18 protein-coding genes and 1 pseudogene are annotated in these 17,734 nt (G+C 66.8%); 12 read left to right on the top strand and 7 right to left on the bottom strand.

The genetic code is table 11. From position 1 onward, the window contains the following. Positions 1-66 precede the first annotated feature (66 nt). From EI73_RS14465 to EI73_RS14425, 9 genes are all read left to right on the top strand, one after another. On the top strand, positions 67-1,449 hold the full coding sequence (locus EI73_RS14465; RefSeq protein ID WP_051935657.1) for a nucleobase:cation symporter-2 family protein: 1,383 nt from the start codon (positions 67-69) through the stop codon (positions 1,447-1,449). Next, positions 1,446-1,970, top strand: a complete 525-nt coding sequence (gene uraD / locus EI73_RS14460) for a 2-oxo-4-hydroxy-4-carboxy-5-ureidoimidazoline decarboxylase (RefSeq protein WP_034388804.1) — start codon at positions 1,446-1,448, stop codon at positions 1,968-1,970. Before EI73_RS14465 ends, uraD begins: the two co-directional genes overlap by 4 nt. An 11-nt stretch (positions 1,971-1,981) precedes the next feature. Beyond that, a complete protein-coding gene (pucL, locus tag EI73_RS14455; RefSeq protein ID WP_034388802.1) occupies positions 1,982-2,854 on the top strand; it encodes a factor-independent urate hydroxylase in 873 nt (290 codons plus the stop codon). Beyond that, positions 2,851-3,210 carry a hydroxyisourate hydrolase gene (gene uraH / locus EI73_RS14450; RefSeq protein ID WP_034388800.1) on the top strand — a complete coding sequence of 120 codons (360 nt, stop codon included), beginning with the start codon at positions 2,851-2,853 and terminating at the stop codon, positions 3,208-3,210. The genes pucL and uraH overlap by 4 nt, the downstream gene beginning before the upstream one ends. Positions 3,211-3,433: 223 nt before the next feature. Then, positions 3,434-4,840, top strand: a complete 1,407-nt coding sequence (locus EI73_RS14445) for a xanthine dehydrogenase small subunit (protein ID WP_034388798.1) — start codon at positions 3,434-3,436, stop codon at positions 4,838-4,840. After that, positions 4,837-7,218, top strand: a complete 2,382-nt coding sequence (xdhB, locus tag EI73_RS14440; RefSeq protein ID WP_034388797.1) for a xanthine dehydrogenase molybdopterin binding subunit — start codon at positions 4,837-4,839, stop codon at positions 7,216-7,218. The genes EI73_RS14445 and xdhB overlap by 4 nt, the downstream gene beginning before the upstream one ends. Then, positions 7,215-8,045, top strand: a complete 831-nt coding sequence (xdhC, locus tag EI73_RS14435) for a xanthine dehydrogenase accessory protein XdhC (RefSeq protein ID WP_034388795.1) — start codon at positions 7,215-7,217, stop codon at positions 8,043-8,045. The genes xdhB and xdhC overlap by 4 nt, the downstream gene beginning before the upstream one ends. Continuing rightward, positions 8,042-9,361: a guanine deaminase gene (gene guaD, locus EI73_RS14430; RefSeq protein WP_034388793.1), complete on the top strand. Its 1,320-nt coding sequence runs from the start codon at positions 8,042-8,044 to the stop codon at positions 9,359-9,361. Before xdhC ends, guaD begins: the two co-directional genes overlap by 4 nt. 124 nt (positions 9,362-9,485) lie before the next feature. Continuing rightward, positions 9,486-10,886 carry an NCS2 family permease gene (locus EI73_RS14425; protein ID WP_034388792.1) on the top strand — a complete coding sequence of 467 codons (1,401 nt, stop codon included), beginning with the start codon at positions 9,486-9,488 and terminating at the stop codon, positions 10,884-10,886. Positions 10,887-10,904: 18 nt separating this feature from the next. Here EI73_RS14425 and EI73_RS14420 read toward each other — a convergent pair whose 3' ends face one another. Further along, positions 10,905-11,408, bottom strand: a complete 504-nt coding sequence (locus EI73_RS14420; RefSeq protein ID WP_034388790.1) for a hypothetical protein — start codon at positions 11,406-11,408, stop codon at positions 10,905-10,907. A gap of 279 nt (positions 11,409-11,687) precedes the next feature. Between EI73_RS14420 and EI73_RS16425 the strand changes: the two genes are divergently transcribed. Then, positions 11,688-11,870, top strand: a complete 183-nt coding sequence (locus EI73_RS16425; RefSeq protein ID WP_156103623.1) for a hypothetical protein — start codon at positions 11,688-11,690, stop codon at positions 11,868-11,870. Between the two features lie 68 nt (positions 11,871-11,938). Here EI73_RS16425 and EI73_RS14415 read toward each other — a convergent pair whose 3' ends face one another. Both EI73_RS14415 and EI73_RS16870 read right to left on the bottom strand, forming a co-directional pair. Beyond that, on the bottom strand, positions 11,939-12,424 hold the full coding sequence (locus tag EI73_RS14415; protein ID WP_156103622.1) for a hypothetical protein: 486 nt from the start codon (positions 12,422-12,424) through the stop codon (positions 11,939-11,941). A 12-nt stretch (positions 12,425-12,436) separates the two neighbouring features. After that, positions 12,437-12,571: a hypothetical protein gene (locus tag EI73_RS16870; RefSeq protein ID WP_255344512.1), complete on the bottom strand. Its 135-nt coding sequence runs from the start codon at positions 12,569-12,571 to the stop codon at positions 12,437-12,439. A 379-nt stretch (positions 12,572-12,950) separates the two neighbouring features. Here EI73_RS16870 and EI73_RS16775 point away from each other — a divergent pair. Beyond that, positions 12,951-13,166, top strand: a pseudogene (locus tag EI73_RS16775) (IS5/IS1182 family transposase); the annotation flags it as partial. A 35-nt stretch (positions 13,167-13,201) separates the two neighbouring features. Beyond that, a complete protein-coding gene (locus EI73_RS14405; RefSeq protein WP_034388785.1) occupies positions 13,202-14,143 on the top strand; it encodes an NAD-dependent epimerase/dehydratase family protein in 942 nt (313 codons plus the stop codon). A gap of 20 nt (positions 14,144-14,163) precedes the next feature. Here the strand turns inward: EI73_RS14405 and EI73_RS14400 are convergent, their stop codons facing one another. The 4 genes from EI73_RS14400 to EI73_RS14385 form a co-directional block, all read right to left on the bottom strand. Beyond that, positions 14,164-14,916: an ABC transporter ATP-binding protein gene (locus EI73_RS14400; RefSeq protein WP_051935656.1), complete on the bottom strand. Its 753-nt coding sequence runs from the start codon at positions 14,914-14,916 to the stop codon at positions 14,164-14,166. Continuing rightward, positions 14,909-15,691 carry an ABC transporter ATP-binding protein gene (locus EI73_RS14395; RefSeq protein WP_081909108.1) on the bottom strand — a complete coding sequence of 261 codons (783 nt, stop codon included), beginning with the start codon at positions 15,689-15,691 and terminating at the stop codon, positions 14,909-14,911. Before EI73_RS14395 ends, EI73_RS14400 begins: the two co-directional genes overlap by 8 nt. Further along, on the bottom strand, positions 15,688-16,695 hold the full coding sequence (locus EI73_RS14390; RefSeq protein WP_231557372.1) for a branched-chain amino acid ABC transporter permease: 1,008 nt from the start codon (positions 16,693-16,695) through the stop codon (positions 15,688-15,690). Before EI73_RS14390 ends, EI73_RS14395 begins: the two co-directional genes overlap by 4 nt. 121 nt (positions 16,696-16,816) lie before the next feature. Continuing rightward, a complete protein-coding gene (locus EI73_RS14385) occupies positions 16,817-17,704 on the bottom strand; it encodes a branched-chain amino acid ABC transporter permease (protein WP_034388783.1) in 888 nt (295 codons plus the stop codon). Between the last annotated feature and the right edge of the window lie 30 nt (positions 17,705-17,734).

Raw genomic sequence — 17,734 nt, 5'->3', positions numbered from 1 at the left:
TGGCCGCATTGACCGCCCCGTCTCTCTGGCGTGCACAAGCCGCGCCACCCCTCTCAGGAGGTCAGCATGCCCCGAGGAACCGTGCCTGTTGGGTCCTCCCCCCACCCCGTTGACGAAGTGCTGCCCCCGGGGCGGATGGTCGCTTTTGGCCTCCAGCATGTGCTGAGCATGTACGCCGGGATCATCGCGGTGCCCTTGGTGCTGGCCTCGGCCATTGGCCTTCAGCCGGATCAAATTGTGCGGATCGTCAACGCCAGCTTCTTTATGTGCGGCGTCGCCACCCTGATCCAGACCATCGGCTTCCCCGGCTTTGGAGCGCGGTTACCCATCGTGCAGGGCACGACGTTCGCGGCGCTCGCGAGCATGATCCTGATCGGTCAGCAGTACGGTCTGCCCGCCATCTACGGCTCGGTGATCGCGGCGGGGATCTTCACCGTGATCGTCGCCCCCTTTTTTTCTCGCCTGCTGCGCTTCTTTCCGCCGGTGGTCGCCGGAACGGTCATCACCGTGATCGGCGTGTCGCTGATGCCGGTCGCGATCCGTTGGGCGGGGGGCGGCAATCCGGCGGCCGAGACCTTTGGTGCCCCGGTCAACCTGGGCCTGGCGGCGCTGACCCTGCTGTTCGTGCTGCTGGTCACCCGCTTTTCTAGGGGCTTTTGGGGCCGTATCGCGGTGCTGCTGGGCCTGGTGTTCGGCACTGCCGCCGCGGCGCTGTTTGGTCAGGCGTCCTTTGCCACCGTAGGAACTGCTGCCGCCGTGGGCTTCACGCCGCCCTTCTTTTTCGGGACGCCCACCTTCCTCCTGGTTCCCATCCTGTCCATGGTCCTGGTCATGCTGGTCGTGATGGTCGAAACGACGGCCGACCTGCTTGCCATCGGCGAAATCACGGAGCGGCCCGTGACTGCTCAGGTCGTCGCGGATGGCCTGCGGGCCGACGGCCTCTCGACCGCGCTGGGTGGCGTGTTCAACGTGTTCCCCTTCACGGCCTTTGCGCAAAACGTCGGTCTGGTGCGCTTTACTGGGGTGAAGAGCCGCTTCGTGGTGGCCACTGCGGGTGTCATTCTGCTCCTGTTGGGCTTCTTTCCCAAGTTGGGGGCACTGGTGGCCTCCATTCCGCTGCCGGTGCTGGGCGGGGCGGGGCTGGTTCTCTTCGGCACGGTGGCTGCGGCCGGAATTCAGATCCTCTCCCGCGTGAACATGGCCGACACCCGCAACCTCACCATCGTGGCGGTCAGCATCGCCCTGGGGGTGATTCCGGCCACCGTGCCCACCCTCTACGAGAAGCTGCCGAGCTGGGCCGGCCTCTTTTTGGAAAGCGGCATCACTGCCGCCGCTCTGTCTGCCACCGTGCTGAATATCCTCTTCAACATCGTCAGCACCGGCAGCGAACGCCGCTCGTCCACCGCTGATGTGGCGGCCCACGCTCCAGAACTGGGGGACATCCATTGAATCGCCCACTCACCCTGGCCGAGGTGAATGCCCTCTCCCTCAAGGACTTCGTGCGCCACTTTGGCAGCGTGCTGGAACACAGCCCGCGCTACGCCGAGCGGGTGGGCGCAAGGCGTCCCTTCGGGAGCGTGGAGGCACTCGCCGCGGCCTTTGCCCAGGTTGTCCTAGAGGACACGCCCGCAGAGCAGCTCGCGCTGATTCGCGCTCACCCCGACCTCGCCGGTAAGGCCGCTCGGGCCGGAGAAGTCACCGCCGAATCTGCCGCCGAGCAGGCCTCTGCTGGTCTAGACCGCCTTTCCGACGAGGAATACGCCGAGTTTCACCGCATCAACGCGGCCTACCACGCCAAGTTTGGTATGCCGTTTGTCGTCTGCGTGCGCGAGAACACCAAGGACACCATCCTGCGTGGGGCAGCCTCGCGCCTTCAAAACAGCCCGTCAGCAGAGCGGGAAACCGCCCTGCGGGAAATCGGCAAGATCGCACGGCTCAGAGTTCTCGACCTGGTGCGCCAGGAGGCATAAGGAGCAGGAATATGACGCAGACCCAGCCCACGGTCAGCGCCCGTCTCGGCGCGAACAACTACGGAAAAGCCGAAGTCAACCTGATGAAGGTAAGGCGGGACACCCCGCGTCATGAGGTCCGCGAGCTCCAGGTACGGGTGGCGATGACGGGCGACTTCGACGCGGCCCATACTCGGGGAGACAACACCGACCTGATCGCCACCGACACCGTACGCAACACCATCTACGGCCTGGCCAAGGAAGGGTTTGGGAGCAGCCCTGAGGAGTTCGGCAAGGAGCTGATCGCCCACTTCGTGCGGACTGGACCCAAGGTGACGGGCGGCTTCATGGAGTTCACCGAGTACCTCTGGGAACGTCTCCAGGTCGGCGGCGAGGGTCACAACCACGCCTTTGTGCGCCAGATGCCCAGGCGCACGGGCCGGGTGGAGAGTGAAGACGGGCAGACCTTTCGGGTCACCTCGGGCCTGGAAAACCTCTACGTCCTCAAGACCACCGAAAGCGGCTGGGCGAACTACCTCTTGAATGAGCGCTTCACCACCCTGCCCGAGACGCACGAGCGCTTGATGGCCACCTTTGTGACGGCGAGGTGGGAATATAACGAAAGTCAGGCGGACTACGACGCGGTGTGGCAGCGGGTCTACCGTCAGCTCCAAGAGACCTTCACCGACCACTACTCGCCCAGCCTCCAAAACACCCTGTTCCGGATGGGTCAGGCGGTCCTCACCCGCTGCCCCGAGATCTCGCGCATCTGGCTGCAAATGCCCAACAAGCATCACCTGCAGTACAACCTGGAGCGCTTCGGCCTCTCCAACAACCTGGAGATCTTCCACGTCGACCCCGAGCCCTACGGCCTGATGGAAGCCTGGGTGGAGCGCGCCGGATGAGCGGGCATGCGGGCCTCACGACACACGTGCTCGATACAGCCCGGGGCCGCCCCGCCCAGGGAGTCCGGGTGGAGCTCTATGCCGTGGACGGCGCAGAACGCCGCAAGCTGACCGAGGCGGTGACGAACCGCGACGGGCGCACCGACACACCCCTCATCGAGCGCGGGAGCCTGCACCCGGGGACCTATGAGCTGGTGTTCCACGTCGCCCCCTACTTCGAAGGCTTTGAGGCCGCCCCCAGCGTTCCCTTTCTGGACCTGGTCACGCTGCGCTTTACGGTGGGGGACGCCTCCGGGCACTACCACGTGCCGCTGGTGATGACCCCCTGGTCCTACGCCACCTACCGCGGCAGCTAGAACTTGGCCCCTAAACCACGGCGCCCTACTTGTCAAGGGACAACTTTGGGGCTACCATTCACCCAACAACAATCCAGACCACTGTTCTGCATGGATAACCAGCGGTCCGCCTCGTGCGTCAACCATGCGCCTGACCCATACGGTCGGGTGTGGGGACGCGGGACGGACCGCTTTCCGTTCGGTGTGTGGGGTGATCAGCCGCCCCCGCCGCAAAGGAGACGATATGGACAGCATCACCCTCACCGTAAACGGCGTGCCGCGGCAGGCCCGTGACGTGCGCCCCCACCTGACACTGCTCAACTGGCTGCGCGATCAGGGCCTGACCGGCTGCAAGGAGGGCTGTGCCGAAGGCGAATGCGGCGCGTGTGCAGTCTTGCTCGCCCGCCCTACGGAAGACGGCGGGACGCGCCTGACGGCGGTGAACGCCTGCCTCGTGCTCCTCGCCACCCTGAACGGCCAGGAGGTCATCACCGCCGAGGGGCTGGGGGCACCCGGCGCCCTGCACCCGGTTCAGCGCGAACTGGCGTTCCGCGGCGGCTCGCAGTGCGGTTACTGCACCCCCGGCTTCGTGATCAGCATGGCCGCGGAGTACTACCGCGAGGACCGGCCCGCGGGGGAGTTTGACCTTCACGCCCTGAGCGGCAACCTGTGCCGCTGCACCGGCTACCGCCCGATTGCGGACGCGGCAAATGCCCTGGGCGGCGTGGCTGAGCATGACCCCTTCGCCCAGCGCCGCAAGGAGCCCGCGCCCTCCCCACAGGCCACCCATCTGACGACGCCTGACGGCGAGTTCTACCGCCCCACCACGCTCGCCGGAGCGCTGGACCTGCTCGCTGCCTTCCCCGGTGCGCTGCTCCTCGCGGGCGGTACGGACTGGGGCGTGGAGGTGAATCTTCGCCACAGCCGCGCGCGCGTCACCATCGCCATCGACCGGCTGCCCGAGCTGCAAACCCTGACCTGGCGGGACGACCATGTGGAGATCGGGGCGGCTCTTCCTCTCTCGGAGCTCGAGCGGCGGCTGGCAGGGCAAATTCCTCTGCTTGGCGAACTTTTCCCCCTCTTCGCCTCGCGCCTGATTCGGAACAGCGCCACCCTGGGCGGCAACCTGGGCACGGCCAGCCCGATCGGGGACAGCGCCCCCGTGCTTCTCGCGCTGGGGGCACGGGTGGTGCTGGCCTCGGCGGCGGGTGAGCGTGAGGTGCCCCTCGAAGGCTACTTCACCGGCTACCGCCAGACGCAGCGCCGCCCGGATGAACTGATCCGCGCCGTTCGGATTCCGCGGCCCCTCGCGCCCCTCACGGGATTCTACAAGATCGCCAAGCGCCGCTTTGACGACATTTCCAGCGTGGCGGTCGCCATCGCGCTGGACCTCGAGGGCGACGTGGTGCGCTCCGTCCGGATCGGGCTGGGCGGCGTGGCAGCGACGCCGCTGCGCGCCCGTGCCACCGAGGAGGCCCTGACCGGCCAGCCCTGGAACGAAAAGGCGGTGCGTGAGGCTGCCCGCCTTTTGCGCGGCGAGGGGACCCCCCTCGACGACCACCGCGCCTCGGCAGCCTACCGCGCGGCGATGCTGGAACAGACGCTCCTGAAATTCTTCTTCGAGGGAGCAGCCCAGGAGGTGACCCTATGACCAACCACACAGCGGCCAGCCTGCATGAACGTCCTCCGGTCGGTGCGGTGGGCGAGCCCCTGCCGCACGAGAGTGCCGAGCTGCACGTGACGGGGCAGGCCCTCTACACCGACGACCTCACCGGGCGCTTCAAAGACGTGCTGCACGCCTGGCCGCTTCAGGCACCCCACGCCCATGCTCGTGTGACCCGTCTGAACGTGGCGCCCGCCCTCGCGGTGCCGGGCGTCGTTCGCGTGCTCACCGCAGGGGACGTGCCCGGTGTGAACGACGCGGGAGTCAAGCACGACGAGCCCCTTTTCCCGACCGAGGTGATGTACCACGGTCACGCGGTCTGCTGGGTGCTGGCCGAGACGCTGGAGGCCGCGCGGTTGGGCGCCCTGGCGATCGAGGTGGAGTATGAAGCCCTTCCCGCCATCGTGACGGTGCAGGAGGCCATCGCCGCCCAATCCTTCCAGGGCCACTCGTCCACCCTGCGCCGCGGTGACGTGACTCTAGGCTTTGCAGAAGCGGCCCATCTCTTTGAGGGCGAATTCGAGATGGGCGGCCAGGAGCACTTCTACCTGGAGACGAACGCGGCGCTCGCCTACGTGGACGAGGGGGGACAGGTGTTCGTCCACAGCTCCACCCAGCACCCCACGGAGACGCAAGAGATCGTGGCCCACGTGCTGGGGCGCGCCAGCCACGAGGTCACGGTGCAGTGCCTGCGGATGGGGGGCGGCTTTGGTGGCAAGGAGATGCAGCCGCACGGCTACGCGGCGGTGGCGGCCCTCGGTGCGGTGCTCACGGGCCGCCCGGTCCGCCTGCGCCTCAGCCGCACTCAGGACATCACCCTGACCGGCAAGCGCCACCCCTTCCACGCCCGCTGGAAGGTGGGTTTCGACGCGAGTGGCCGGCTGCTCGCCCTCCAGGCGACCCTCACCTCCGATGGCGGCTGGAGCCTTGACCTCTCCGAGCCGGTGATGGCCCGCGCCCTGTGCCACATCGACAACGCCTACCACATTCCGCACGTCGAGGTGCACGGGCAAATCGCCAAGACGAACAAGACCTCACAAACCGCCTTTCGCGGCTTCGGCGGGCCGCAGGGCATGCTGGTGATCGAGGATATCCTGGGCCGCTGCGCGCCGCTGCTCGGCCTCGAACCCCACGAGCTGCGCCGCCGCAACTTCTACCAGCCCGGCGAGAGCACCCCCTACGGCCAGCCGGTGCGTCACGCCGAGCGCCTGCACGAGGTGTGGGACAGGCTGCTGCAGACCTCTGACTTTGCCGCGCGGCAGGCGGAGGTGCGGGCCTTTAACGCTGCGCACCCGCACGTCAAGCGGGGTCTGGCGATCACGCCGGTCAAGTTCGGCATCTCCTTTAATTTCACGGCCTACAACCAGGCGGGGGCCCTCGTCCACGTGTACAAGGATGGTTCGGTGCTGATCAACCACGGCGGCACCGAGATGGGCCAGGGGCTGCACACCAAGATGCTCCAGGTGGCCGCGACGGCGCTGGGCGTGCCCCTGAGCTGCGTGCGGCTGGCGCCCACCCGGACCGACAAGGTGCCCAACACCTCGGCAACGGCGGCCTCAAGCGGAGCTGACCTCAACGGTGGGGCGATCAAGGACGCCTGCGAGCAGATCAAGGCGCGGCTTGCCGCGGTGGCGGCGGGGCGCTTTGGCGTATACGTTCATCCGCAGGACGTGCGTTTCGAAAAGGGCTGGGTCTTTCCCCTGGGCCACCCCGAGCGGGGAATGAGCTTTGCGCAGCTCGTCCATGACGCCTACCATGCCCGAACGCAACTGTGGGCGGCGGGCTACTACCGCACCCCCGGCCTGCACTGGGACCGCGAGCGGATGCAGGGCGAGCCCTTCAAGTATTTCGCCTACGGGGCTTCTGTGAGCGAGGTGGAGGTGGACGGCTTCACCGGGGCTTACCGCCTGCGCCGGGTGGACATCCTGCACGACGTGGGTGATAGCCTTTCGCCCCTGATCGACCTGGGGCAGGTGGAGGGCGGCTTTGTGCAGGGCGCGGGCTGGCTGACCCTCGAAGACCTGCGCTGGGACACCTCGCCGGGCCCCCAACGCGGTCGCCTCGCCACCCAGGCGGCGAGCACCTACAAGCTGCCGAGCCTTTCGGAGATGCCCGAAGTCTTCAACGTGGCCCTGCTCGAACGGGCCACAGAGAGCGGCGTGGTGTACGGCTCCAAGGCAGTGGGCGAGCCGCCACTGATGCTGGCCATCAGCGTGCGCGAGGCGCTGCGGCAGGCGGCGGCGGCCTTTGGGCCGGAGGGGCGCACGACGGAACTTCCCAGCCCAGCCACGCCCGAGGCGGTGTTCTGGGCGCTCGCTGCGGCCCGTCAGAACGCGGCCCGAACGCAAGTGGCGGGGCTGACGTGACCTGGCTGGACGCCGTGCAGGCGCTGACGGAAAGGGGAGAGGCGGGCGTTCTCGTCACCGTCGCGGCGGTACGCGGCCACGCCCCGCGGGAGGCGGGGGCCAAGATGGTTGTGAGCCGCACCGCTACCTGGAGCAGCGTGGGCGGCGGCAATCTGGAGGCGACCGCCGTCGAGCGTGCCCGCGCCCTGCTCGCTTGCGGGGCAAACGCACCCGAGCTGCTCACCCTGCGTCTCACCGACCGCGCCGCGAACGAGTACGGTCGCCAGTGCTGCGGTGGGGAGGTGACCCTCCTGCTGGAGCCCCTGCGAACAGTCCGCCCGCACCTTGCGCTTTTCGGCGTGGGACACGTAGGGTTTGAACTCGCGCATCTTCTCGCGCGCTTGGAGGTGAACCTGCATCTGATTGACTCGCGGGCGGCGCTGCTTGCTCCCGAGCGCCTGGCCGAGCTGGGTACGGGAGCCGCTCGCCTGCACGTCCAGCACGCGCCCATTCCCGAGCTCGCGCTGGCCGAGCTGCCCGCTGGCAGCCACATCGTCATCCTGACCCACGACCACGCCGAGGACGCTGCCCTGTGTGACGCTGCCCTGCGCCGCTCTGACCTGGGCTTTATCGGGCTGATCGGGTCGCGGGTGAAGTGGGCGCGCTTCCGCGAGCAGCTTCGGGCTCTGGGTCACTCGGAGGCGGACCTCGCGCGCATCACCACACCCATCGGTATCCCCGGCCTGCGCGGCAAGAGCCCAGCCATCATCGCCCTCAGTGTGGCCGCGCAGCTTGGGCAGGTGCTCGAGTCCGCCGCCTTCTCTCCCGCCCCTCAGAGGACCCCATGACGCTCTACCGCGCCACCTTCATGCACACGCCCGAAAACCCCTTCAGCACCCCGGACGCCTTGCGGGTTCAGGAGGACGGAGCCCTGCTCGTCGAAGAGGGCCGCATTCTCGCCAGCGGTTCCTATGCCGAGGTGCGAGTGCTCCAGCCCCGTGCCGAGGTGGTCGACCTGCGCGGCGGCATCCTGCTGCCCGGCTTCATCGATACCCACGTGCACTACCCGCAGGTGCGGGTGCTGGGCGGCCTGGGCATGGAGCTGCTCGAATGGCTCGACCAGAATACGCTGCCCGAGGAGGCGCGGCTCTCTGACCCGGCCTACGCCCGCGCGGTCGCCCGCGAGTTCCTGTCCGCGCTGGCTGCGAACGGCACAACCACTGCGCTTGTGTTTGGCAGTCACTACGCCTGCGCGATGGACGTGTTTTTTGAGGAGGCTGCCCGGACAGGCCTGCGGGTGGTGGCCGGGCAGGTCGTCGCTGACCGTTTGCTGCGACCCGAACTGCACACCACGCCCGAGCACGCCTATGCCGAGGGCAAGGCCCTGATCGAGCGCTGGCACGGTGTGGGCCGAATCCTCTATGCGGTTACGCCGCGCTTTGCCCTCTCGGCCAGCGAGGGCCTCCTCGACGCCTGCGGGGCGCTGATGGGCGAGTTTGAGGGGGTGCGCCTGACCAGCCATATCAACGAGAATCCGCGCGAGGTCGAGACGGTGTTGGCACTGTTCCCCAGCGCCCGCGACTACCTCGACCCCTACGAACGTGCTGGGCTCATTGGCCGCCGCAGCGTGCTCGCCCATAACGTCCACCCCACAGGCCGCGAGCTGGCGGCCATGGCCGCTCACCGCTGCGCGGTCGCGCACTGCCCGTGCAGCAATGCGGCTCTGGGAAGCGGCCTGTTTCCGCTGCGCCGCCACCTGGAAGCAGGCGTACACGTCGCGCTGGGCACCGATGTGGCGGGTGGAACCGGCTTCTCGATGCTCAAAGAAGGCCTCCAGGCCTACTTCATGCAGCAGCTCCTCGGCGCGGCGGGGGTGCCCCTGGGCCCCGAGAGGCTCCTGTACCTCGCCACCCGCGCGGGTGCCCAGGCGCTCGACCTGCACGAACTCACCGGAGACTTCAGCGTGGGCAAAGCCTTTGACGCTGTCTATCTGCGTCCCCCGGAGGGCACTCCCCTCGACATCGCGTGGCGCCACGCCGCCACGCCCGAGCGGGCCCTGGCTGCCCTCTTCACCCTGGGCACTGCACAGGACGTGGCTGGCGTGTGGGTGGCGGGAGAGGCTGTGTTCCGGGCCCAAGCCGCTTCACAGGAGGTGAGGTCCTGAAGAGCCCCTCTGGCACCCCACCCTAGATAACTTCGGTGTCAGAAGAGTGGTCTATAGAACAATTCGCAGTTGAGTTTGGTGTTTCTCTTCCGCCCGCTTCCGTGTTCCCCTTCAGGAGTCCTGCATGTCTGACGCTCCTCCGGCTCGTGCCCTTCCTACCTCCAGCCTCGACCGCTTCTTTGGCCTCAGCGCGCACGGTTCCACCCTCTCGCGCGAGGTTCGGGCGGGAATCACCACCTTCCTCACGATGAGTTACATCCTCTTCGTGAATCCGCAGGTGCTTTCGGCGGCCATCCAGGTGCCCAATGCCTTTGTGCAGCTGCTGATGACCACGGCCATCGCGGCAGCGTTTGGGTCCTTTGTGATGGGGCTGGTGGCCAAATACCCCTACGCGCAGGCCCCCGGCATGGGCCTGAACGCCTTTTTTGCCTATACGGTGGTGCAGGGCATGGGCGTGCCGTGGCAGACCGCCTTGGGAGCGGTGTTTCTCAGCGGCGTGCTGTTTGTGCTGCTCAGTGTCCTGGGGGCGCGGCAGGCGATCGTGCAGGCCATCCCGAACGCGCTGAAGTTCGCTATCACGGGCGGCATCGGGGCCTTTTTGGCCTTTTTGGGCCTGAAGAACGCCGGAATCGTGGTCGCCAACCCCGCGACGCTGGTGGGCCTAGGGTCATTGACGGCGGCGCCGGTGTGGCTGGCGCTGCTGGGCCTGATGATCACCGCCGTGCTGATGACCCGCCGGGTCACCGGTGCCATTCTGTGGGGCATTCTGGCCACCACCCTGATCGCCATCGTCACGGGTGCGGCGGTGTATCCGGGTGGGCCAAACGGCGCCCTGCGGCCCTTTCCCGGCTTCGAGGGCAGCTTTCTGGGCATTTTCGGCGCGCCGGTGTGGCCTGCGTCGCTGGTGGGCCAGCTCGATATTGCCGGAGCGCTCGGCCTGGGTCTGCTCAGTGTCGTCTTCACCTTTTTCTTCGTGGACTTTTTCGACGCGACCGGCACCCTGACGGGGCTCTCACAGCGCGCTGGCTTCCTGGACAAGAACGGCAACATGCCCCGTGCCCGCCGCCTCTTTGCCATGGACGGTCTGGCGGCGATGTTTGGAGCGTGGATGGGCACCTCCACCACCACGGCCTATGTGGAAAGTGCCGCGGGCATCGGTGAGGGCGGGCGCACCGGCCTCACTGCGGTCACGGTCGGCGTGCTGTTCCTGCTGGCCATGTTCCTGTGGCCGCTTGCCGCGGCGATTCCCGGTGCGGCCACCGCTCCCGCCCTAATTCTGGTGGGTGCCCTGATGATGGAAGGCATCCGGCACGTGGACTGGGACGACATCAGCGAGGGCCTCCCCGCCTTCCTGACAATCATCGCCATGCCGCTCACCTTTTCTATCGCCAACGGCGTCAGCCTGGGGGTCATCAGCTACTGCGCCATCAAGCTCTTCAGTGGCCAGGCCCGCCGTGTCAGTCCCATCCTGTACGTGGTGGCGGCCCTGCTGCTGGCGCGCTACATCTGGTTGATGGGCGAGTAGCTGTGCCTCCCGGTGTGCTCAAGACACTGGCTTGATCTCAGAAAGTGACGTGGAGCTGGACTCGATCCGTTGCTGCCGCAACTCGCTCACCTCCCGGGAGTCCAGGGCGTGGTCAGCCAGCACGATCGTCTGCGCCAGCAGCAGCAGGGAGGCAGCGACGCTGCTTCCCAGCGGCCGCGTACCGCGTTCGCTCAGCACAACCCCCCGCCGGCCATCACTCAGAATGAGGACTGTGGGGCCGACCAGGAGGCCAGCACTGTTCGGCGAGGCCCACGCCCTGGCCCGTGAGGCCATCAGTTCTGCCCGCCACTCGTCTGTCTGGCGGCTCGGCGCCTGCGCGCGGCCCTGACCGGCGAGCTGCTCGATCAGCTCCTGCACCATCCCGCCCTGCTGGTCATCGAGGTGGGTGAGCAGCCCGATCAGCACCTCGCGAGGCGCTTGGCTCTGCTGCCAGGCCTGCACCGCCGCCAGCAGGTCGGCGAGCTGGGGGCCTTCGGGGGGCAAATCGGTGGGGCGAGTCATTGGGCACCTCGGATAAGAAATATTGCGACACTATAGCTCAGCGGAGAAGTCGATCAGACCTCTTGGGAACGCAGAAGGCCAAGCGGGTCGGGTGGAACACGAGCGACTGGAGCGGGCGCGCGGAGATGGAAGCGGTGCTCAGAGGGCGCGAGGCGCAGAAGAAGAAAGGTGGTCGCCCTCATGGCCAGCGAGCATCAGGTTGCTCGGGAAAAAAGTCCTGGGGGCCAGCGGGACGGTCTACAGCATCATTGCTCTCGGCGTCTCGGAAATGCCGTGTGAGTGCTCCAAAAAAACAGCGCCGCCGGTACAGCGGCAAGAAAAAACGCCCTGAAGATGCAACTGCTGGTCAACGTGGCGATCCAGATGATCAGGGGCGTCGCCTTCTCCTTCGGCTTCATGCACGACCTGACGCTTTTCGCCGCTTCAAGGTGGGCTGCCCGTGGCAACGGCTCTGATCGGTGACGCCGAACGTTTAAAACACGCTCCAAGAAGCCAAAGAAGTCAGTGGGAACGCCTTTTACCTTAAGTTGTCAGGTACTGAGCGCCCGTTGGAACTGCTCATCCAAGTATGCTTTGAAAGCCTCCGGTTTGGCTTTTGCTCCCACGTCCTTGAGCACGATGCGGTGGTCCGGGTTCACGAGGACGAACGTCGGGTACACGCCCACGGCGTACTGCTCGTTGATCACGCCGCCCTTGTCCAGCAGGTTGCCGGGCTGGTCGTAGATGGCCCGGTCCGCGGGGTCGTCGGACTTCGCGTACCGGTCGATGATCACCAGCTCCACCGAAGCCTGACGACAGGCCTGCGCAACCTGCATGTCCACCAGGTCACACACTGTGCAGCCCCGCGTTCGGAAGTACAGCAGCGTGGGCCGCTCGGTGCTGAGGATCAGGCCCGGGGCGGCCGGAGCGGGCCGGCCAATCCAGCGGCGGGCGAGGGGCCTACTGGTCAGCACCGTCCACAGCCGGGGACTCGTAGGATCGTCCCGGACAACGTTACGCCTGATCGAAAGTGCCACGGGTCGCTCCGGTCAGAACCAGCAGATGGTGATGGTGAAGATCTTGACGCAGCCGACCTCCTGCGGGGTGACGTCTCCCCGCGCGAGGGCAAGCGTGGGGACGGTCATGGCCAGCACCGCCAGAGCAGTTCTCAAGTTCTTGTTCATGGGTCTCCTCAGAAGCAGTTGGTGATAAAGATGGGCCCGAGGCTGAGCGACCAGCACCCACCCTGGGCTTGGACGTCACCGCTGGCGAGGGCGACGTTGCTGCACATGAGTGCCGATATGAGGAGAACCGAACGGAGAGCTTTTTTCATACCAGCCTCTTGGAATGTGAATATGTAGGTGAGGGTACTCGTGGGGGACAAAGGGTATGCTCTTCGTCCCCCACCTTTTGTAGTGGCAGGTGGTTGAGCCCAAGGTAATATGCCGTTTTAGGCTAGTCAACAGGGGTTGCAAGTTGAAGGGGATGGCTCCGTCGCTATCATCATGAAGGGATGATGAGGCATGCTTCCCCAGCGATGTAGACGACGAGCCGTACCACTTCCTGCTGCCTGTCTGGCCCTGAGCCCCGAAGATGCCCCCATCCGCTGTGTGAAGTGCTGAGTTCCTACTGTGGATCAGCCGTACGGGAGCACGGTAGGACTGCCCGCCGCATCACTTCCCTCGCCTGGGATCGTGCGACCCTCAGGCACGGCGCTGGTTTGAAGCGCACTGCTTTAAGGCGGTGCATGATCTGCGCCTGTTCAGCCGAGCCCATCAACACCTTTCGAGCGGAATGGGTATAAGCTCAGGCCCATGACGAGCAGGCGAATGTTGGTGACGGGTGGCGCAGGCTTTATCGGCAGCCACGTGGTTGAGGCGGCGCTGGAGGCAGGTTGGGAGGTCGCGGCACTCGATGACCTCTCTTCCGGCCAGCGCGAAAACCTCCCCGAAGGCGTGCACCTGTTCGAGGTGGATGTGCGGGACGTACCGGCGGTGGAGGCGGCCTTTCAGGACTTCCGGCCCAGCGTGGTCAGCCACCAGGCGGCGCAGGCCAGCGTGAGTGTCAGCGTCCGCGAACCGGTGTTCGACGCTGAGGTGAACGTCATCGGGGGCCTGAACGTGTTGTTGGCCGCGCGCGCGCAGGGCGTGGAGCGGGTGGTCTTTGCCTCGACCGGGGGAGCCATCTACGGTGAGGTGCCCAGCGGAGCAGCCAGCGAGGAGACGCCCCCGCGGCCCTATAGCCCGTATGCCACCAGCAAGCTGAGTTTCGAGCACTACCTGGAAACCTTTCGGCAGCAGTACGGGCTGGAGTTCGTGATTCTGCGCTACGGCAATGTGTATGGGCCGCGTCAGAACCCGCACGGAGAAGCCGGGGTGGTGGCGATCTTCGCGGACCGAATGCTGGCCGGGCAACCCGTGCAGATCAACGCGATGCGCGAGCCGGGGGACGGCGGCTGCGTCCGCGACTACGTCTATGTGAGTGACGTTGCGCGCGCGAACCTGGCGGCGGCGCGGGGAGAGACGCCCCGGCTCCTCAACATCGGGACCGGGGTGGGAACGAGCACCCGGGAACTCGCCGAACAGCTCGCGGCGGCCCTGAACGTGCAGGCGGATTTGCGCCCCGCTCCTCCCCGCCCGGGTGACCTGGAGCGTTCGGTTCTTGACCCTTCGCGCTTCCAGGAGGTGCTGGGTGAGCCGCTGGGCCTCGAAGAGGGTCTGCGCCGCACGGCCTTGTGGGCCCGGGAACACCGCTGAGGCTCGGGCGGTTTCTCCCCTCATACACCCAGATAGGCCCGGATGATGTCCGGGTCACCCATCAGCTCGCGGCTCGGTCCCTCCTTGACCAGCCTGCCGAGCTCTAGAACGTAGGTGCGGTCGGTGACCTTAAGCACCTGCCGAACGTTTTGCTCAACCAGCAGGACGGTCAGGCCGAGCTCGCGCAGGGAGGCGATCACCCGCATCACCTCGGAGACGACCAGCGGTGCGAGGCCGAGAGAGGGCTCGTCCATCAGAAGAACTTCTGGCTCGCTCATGAGTGCCCGCCCGATGGCGACCATCTGCTGCTCGCCGCCGGAGAGGGCCGCCGCGGGCGTCAGGCGTTTTTCCGTGAGGCGCGGGAAGAAGTCGTAGACCTTCTGGAGGTTGGCGGCGCGGTGTGCGCGGGTCCGTGGGAGGTACGCCCCCATCAGCAGGTTCTCTTCGACCGACATCTGCCCGAAAAGCTGGCGGCCCATGGGCACGTGAGCGACGCCCAGATCAGTGATGCGGTGCGGAGGCACCCCGTTGAGGTTATGGCCGCGGTAGGTTGCGGTGCCCGCTCGGGCTTTTAACATCCCCGACAGCACCCGCAGGATGGTGCTTTTGCCGCTGCCGTTCCCGCCGACCAGGCCGACCAGTTCGCCCTTGTCCACGTGCAGCGAGACGCCGAACACCACCTGCACCTCACCGTAGGCGACCTCCAGGCCCTCCGCGTTGAGCACTCGGTCACGAATGGGGAGGGGGGCAGCTTGCGGCTGGACGCTAGTCATTCTCGTCTCCCAGATAGGCGCGGATCACGTCGGGGTGGGTGGCGACCGTCTGCGGCTCGCCCTCCGCGAGGAGCTCGCCGAACGCCATGCAGATCACGTGGTCCGAGAGGGTCATGATCACGTGCATGATGTGCTCGACCATCACGATCCCGAGGCCTGACCCCGCCAGCGTGCGGATGAGGGCCACCATCTCCTGTTGGGCGGGGGGGTTCAGGCCCGCGATGCTCTCGTCGAGGAAGAGCAGGCGGGGTTCGAGGGCGAGTGCCTTGGCGAGTTCCAGGCGGCGGCGGCGGGCCAGGTTCAGCTCGGCGGCGGGCTGGGTGGCTCGGTCGGCCAACCCCACGCGCTCGAGCACGGCATAGGCGCGGTCCTCCGCCGCTCGGCCCCGATGGTGCAGGAAGCTCGCGACCAGCACGTTTTCCAGCACGCTGAGGTCCTCGAAGGGCCGCTCGACCTGGAAGGTGCGGGCCATGCCCAGCCGTGCCCGCCCCTGCGGCGGCACATGGGTCACGTCGCGCCCGTCAAAGATGACCCGGCCCGCACTGGGGCGGACAAAGCCGGTCAGCGCGTTAAACAGGGTGGTCTTCCCGGCTCCGTTCGGCCCGATCAGGCCTAGGATCTCGCCGGGGCGCACCGCTAGGCTGATGTTTTTCACGGCGGTCACGCCGCCGAAGCGCACGGTGATGCCCTCGGCCCTGAGGAGGGGTGGTCCGGGGGGGGCGTGCACGCGCTGGCCGGGGAACTCGGTGAGTTCGGGGAGGTTGGGCGTGGTCATCGTGCGGTCCCCAGCTTGCGCCCGCGGCGCCCGAAAAGGCCCATGATGCCGTCCGGGGCAAACAGCGTGACGACGAGAATCAGGACGCCGTAGATCAGGAGGTTGGCGCTGGCGAAGACCGTGCGAAACACCTCGCCGAACACGCTGAGCAGGACAGCTCCGATGATTGGGCCCTGGATGCTCGCGCGCCCGCCGATAATCGCCATCAGCGCGATCTGCACGCTGAGCGGCAGTTCGAGCAGCGTGTGAGGCTCAAAGGCCTGCAGGTAGATCGCGTAGAGGCTGCCGCCCAGGGCCGTCAGGGCCGCGCTGAGCATAAAGGCGATCACCTTCATCCGGGCCGGGTCGATCCCCAGCGCCCGCGCCCCGTCCTCGTCCTCGCGGACCGCCTGAAGGGCGTAGCCCAGGCGTGAGCGGCGCAGCAGGTGCGTCACCAGCAGCGTGAGCGTCACGAAGCCGAGGGCCAGGCCGTACTCCACCCGGCGGTCAAACAGGTCCAGACCGAAGAGGGTGGGGAGTTCCGGCATAAAAAGGCCCTCCGCCCCGCCGGTCCAGGCGCTGTTGATCGCCACCAACCGCAGCACCAGCGCCACGGCGATGGTGGACAGCACAAAGTAGCTTCCACGGAGGCGAAAGGTGAGCCCTCCCCACACGGCGGCCAGCAGCGCGGCCAGCCCCATGCCGATCAGGGCTCCCCACCACGGGGCGACCGGACCGCCGAAAAAAGCCGGGACGCGTTCCGGCATAGCAAGCAGCGTCAGGGTATAGGCCCCGACGCCCACAAAGGCCGCGTGCCCCAGGCTGAGCTGCCCGGCCCAGCCGCCCAGGACGTTCCAGCTCATGGCAAAGCCCGCGAAGATCAGGGTAGCGACGCCAAAATTCAGCGCCCTACCGAAGACGAAGGGATAGACGAGCATAACGGCCAGCAGCGCCAGGCTGAGCCAGACATTCCCGAAGGTGAGGGCGCGGGGCCGGGCGGCGGGCAGCGGTGCAGCCGTGGTCACGCGGCTCCCGTCCATTTCCGAGCCTGCCGGGAGAACACCGTCAGTCCCTCCCATTCCCGGAGGCCGCTGCCCTGTCCACTCGCGTTCGCTTGGAAGAAATGCGGAAAAACCGCTGATTCTTTCATACCCGTTTCACTGTCCTTCCAAAGAGGCCTTCTGGGCGCAGCAGCAGCACCAGCAGGAAGGCGATCAGCCCGTAGGCATCGCGGTAGTTGTTGCTGATATAAAAGGCCCCGAGGGACTCGATCACGCCCAGCACCAGCCCACCCGCGATGGCCCCCGGAAGGTTGCCCAGGCCCCCCAGCACCGTCACGATAAACGCCTTGGTGGTGTAGTTCTCGCCCACGGTCGGGAAAGCGTACAGCAGCGGCATCAGCAGCACGCCTGCGATGGCCGCAAAGGCCACGCCCAGCCCAAAGACGATGGCCTGGATATGGCCGGTCTTCACGCCCTGCAGCTCGGCCCCCAAGGGATTTTGGGCCGTGGCACGAATGGCCCGGCCCAGCTCAGTGCGGTAGAGCAGCAGGTTCAGTCCCGCGATGGCCCCGGCGGTACCCACCCCCGCAATCAGGAGCGGAATGCTGACCTGCACGCCGCCGAGCTGAAAGGTGCTCGTCGCGTAGGGCACGTTGATGCTCTGCGGCTGCGCGCCAAAGGTCAGCAGCAGCGTATTGCTGATGATGAGCCCCAGGCCCAGCGTGGCGAGCATGCTGCCCTCGCTGAGCCGGTCTCCCAGCCGCGCGAGCACCAGGCGCTGCAGGACAAAGCCCAGCGCGAAGCCAAACGGCGCGGCCACAAGCAGGCTGAGATAGGGGTCGAGCTCAAAGGTGCGAAAGAGGGCCAGCGTGATGAACATCCCGATGGCAAGAAAGTCGCCGTGCGCGAAGTTGATGACCCGCATCACGCCGAAGATCAGGCTCAGGCCGGTGCCGATCAGGGCGTAGAGCCCCCCGGTGAGGAGGCCCTGCACCAGCGTTTGAAGAAGCGCCGTGAGGGCGGCTTGATCCATATGAACTCCTGTGGGGGGCGGGCCAAGCCT

Source organism: Deinococcus sp. YIM 77859 (genome assembly GCF_000745175.1).
GTDB lineage: Bacteria > Deinococcota > Deinococci > Deinococcales > Deinococcaceae > Deinococcus.
The sequence above is the reverse complement of the archived record's forward strand: the minus strand, read 5'-3'. Positions and strand labels throughout refer to the sequence as shown.

Bases quoted from the DNA above. Each gene is read 5' to 3' on its own strand.
- EI73_RS14465 (WP_051935657.1), top strand. From the start codon at position 67: ATGCCCCGAGGAACCGTGCCTGTTGGGTCCTCCCCCCACCCCGTTGAC.
- pucL (WP_034388802.1), top strand. From the start codon at position 1,982: ATGACGCAGACCCAGCCCACGGTCAGCGCCCGTCTCGGCGCGAACAAC.
- uraH (WP_034388800.1), top strand. From the start codon at position 2,851: ATGAGCGGGCATGCGGGCCTCACGACACACGTGCTCGATACAGCCCGG.
- EI73_RS14445 (WP_034388798.1), top strand. From the start codon at position 3,434: ATGGACAGCATCACCCTCACCGTAAACGGCGTGCCGCGGCAGGCCCGT.
- xdhB (WP_034388797.1), top strand. From the start codon at position 4,837: ATGACCAACCACACAGCGGCCAGCCTGCATGAACGTCCTCCGGTCGGT.
- guaD (WP_034388793.1), top strand. From the start codon at position 8,042: ATGACGCTCTACCGCGCCACCTTCATGCACACGCCCGAAAACCCCTTC.
- EI73_RS14425 (WP_034388792.1), top strand. From the start codon at position 9,486: ATGTCTGACGCTCCTCCGGCTCGTGCCCTTCCTACCTCCAGCCTCGAC.
- EI73_RS14420 (WP_034388790.1), bottom strand. From the start codon at position 11,408: ATGACTCGCCCCACCGATTTGCCCCCCGAAGGCCCCCAGCTCGCCGAC.
- EI73_RS16870 (WP_255344512.1), bottom strand. From the start codon at position 12,571: ATGAACAAGAACTTGAGAACTGCTCTGGCGGTGCTGGCCATGACCGTC.
- EI73_RS14405 (WP_034388785.1), top strand. From the start codon at position 13,202: ATGACGAGCAGGCGAATGTTGGTGACGGGTGGCGCAGGCTTTATCGGC.
- EI73_RS14400 (WP_051935656.1), bottom strand. From the start codon at position 14,916: ATGACTAGCGTCCAGCCGCAAGCTGCCCCCCTCCCCATTCGTGACCGA.
- EI73_RS14395 (WP_081909108.1), bottom strand. From the start codon at position 15,691: ATGACCACGCCCAACCTCCCCGAACTCACCGAGTTCCCCGGCCAGCGC.
- EI73_RS14385 (WP_034388783.1), bottom strand. From the start codon at position 17,704: ATGGATCAAGCCGCCCTCACGGCGCTTCTTCAAACGCTGGTGCAGGGC.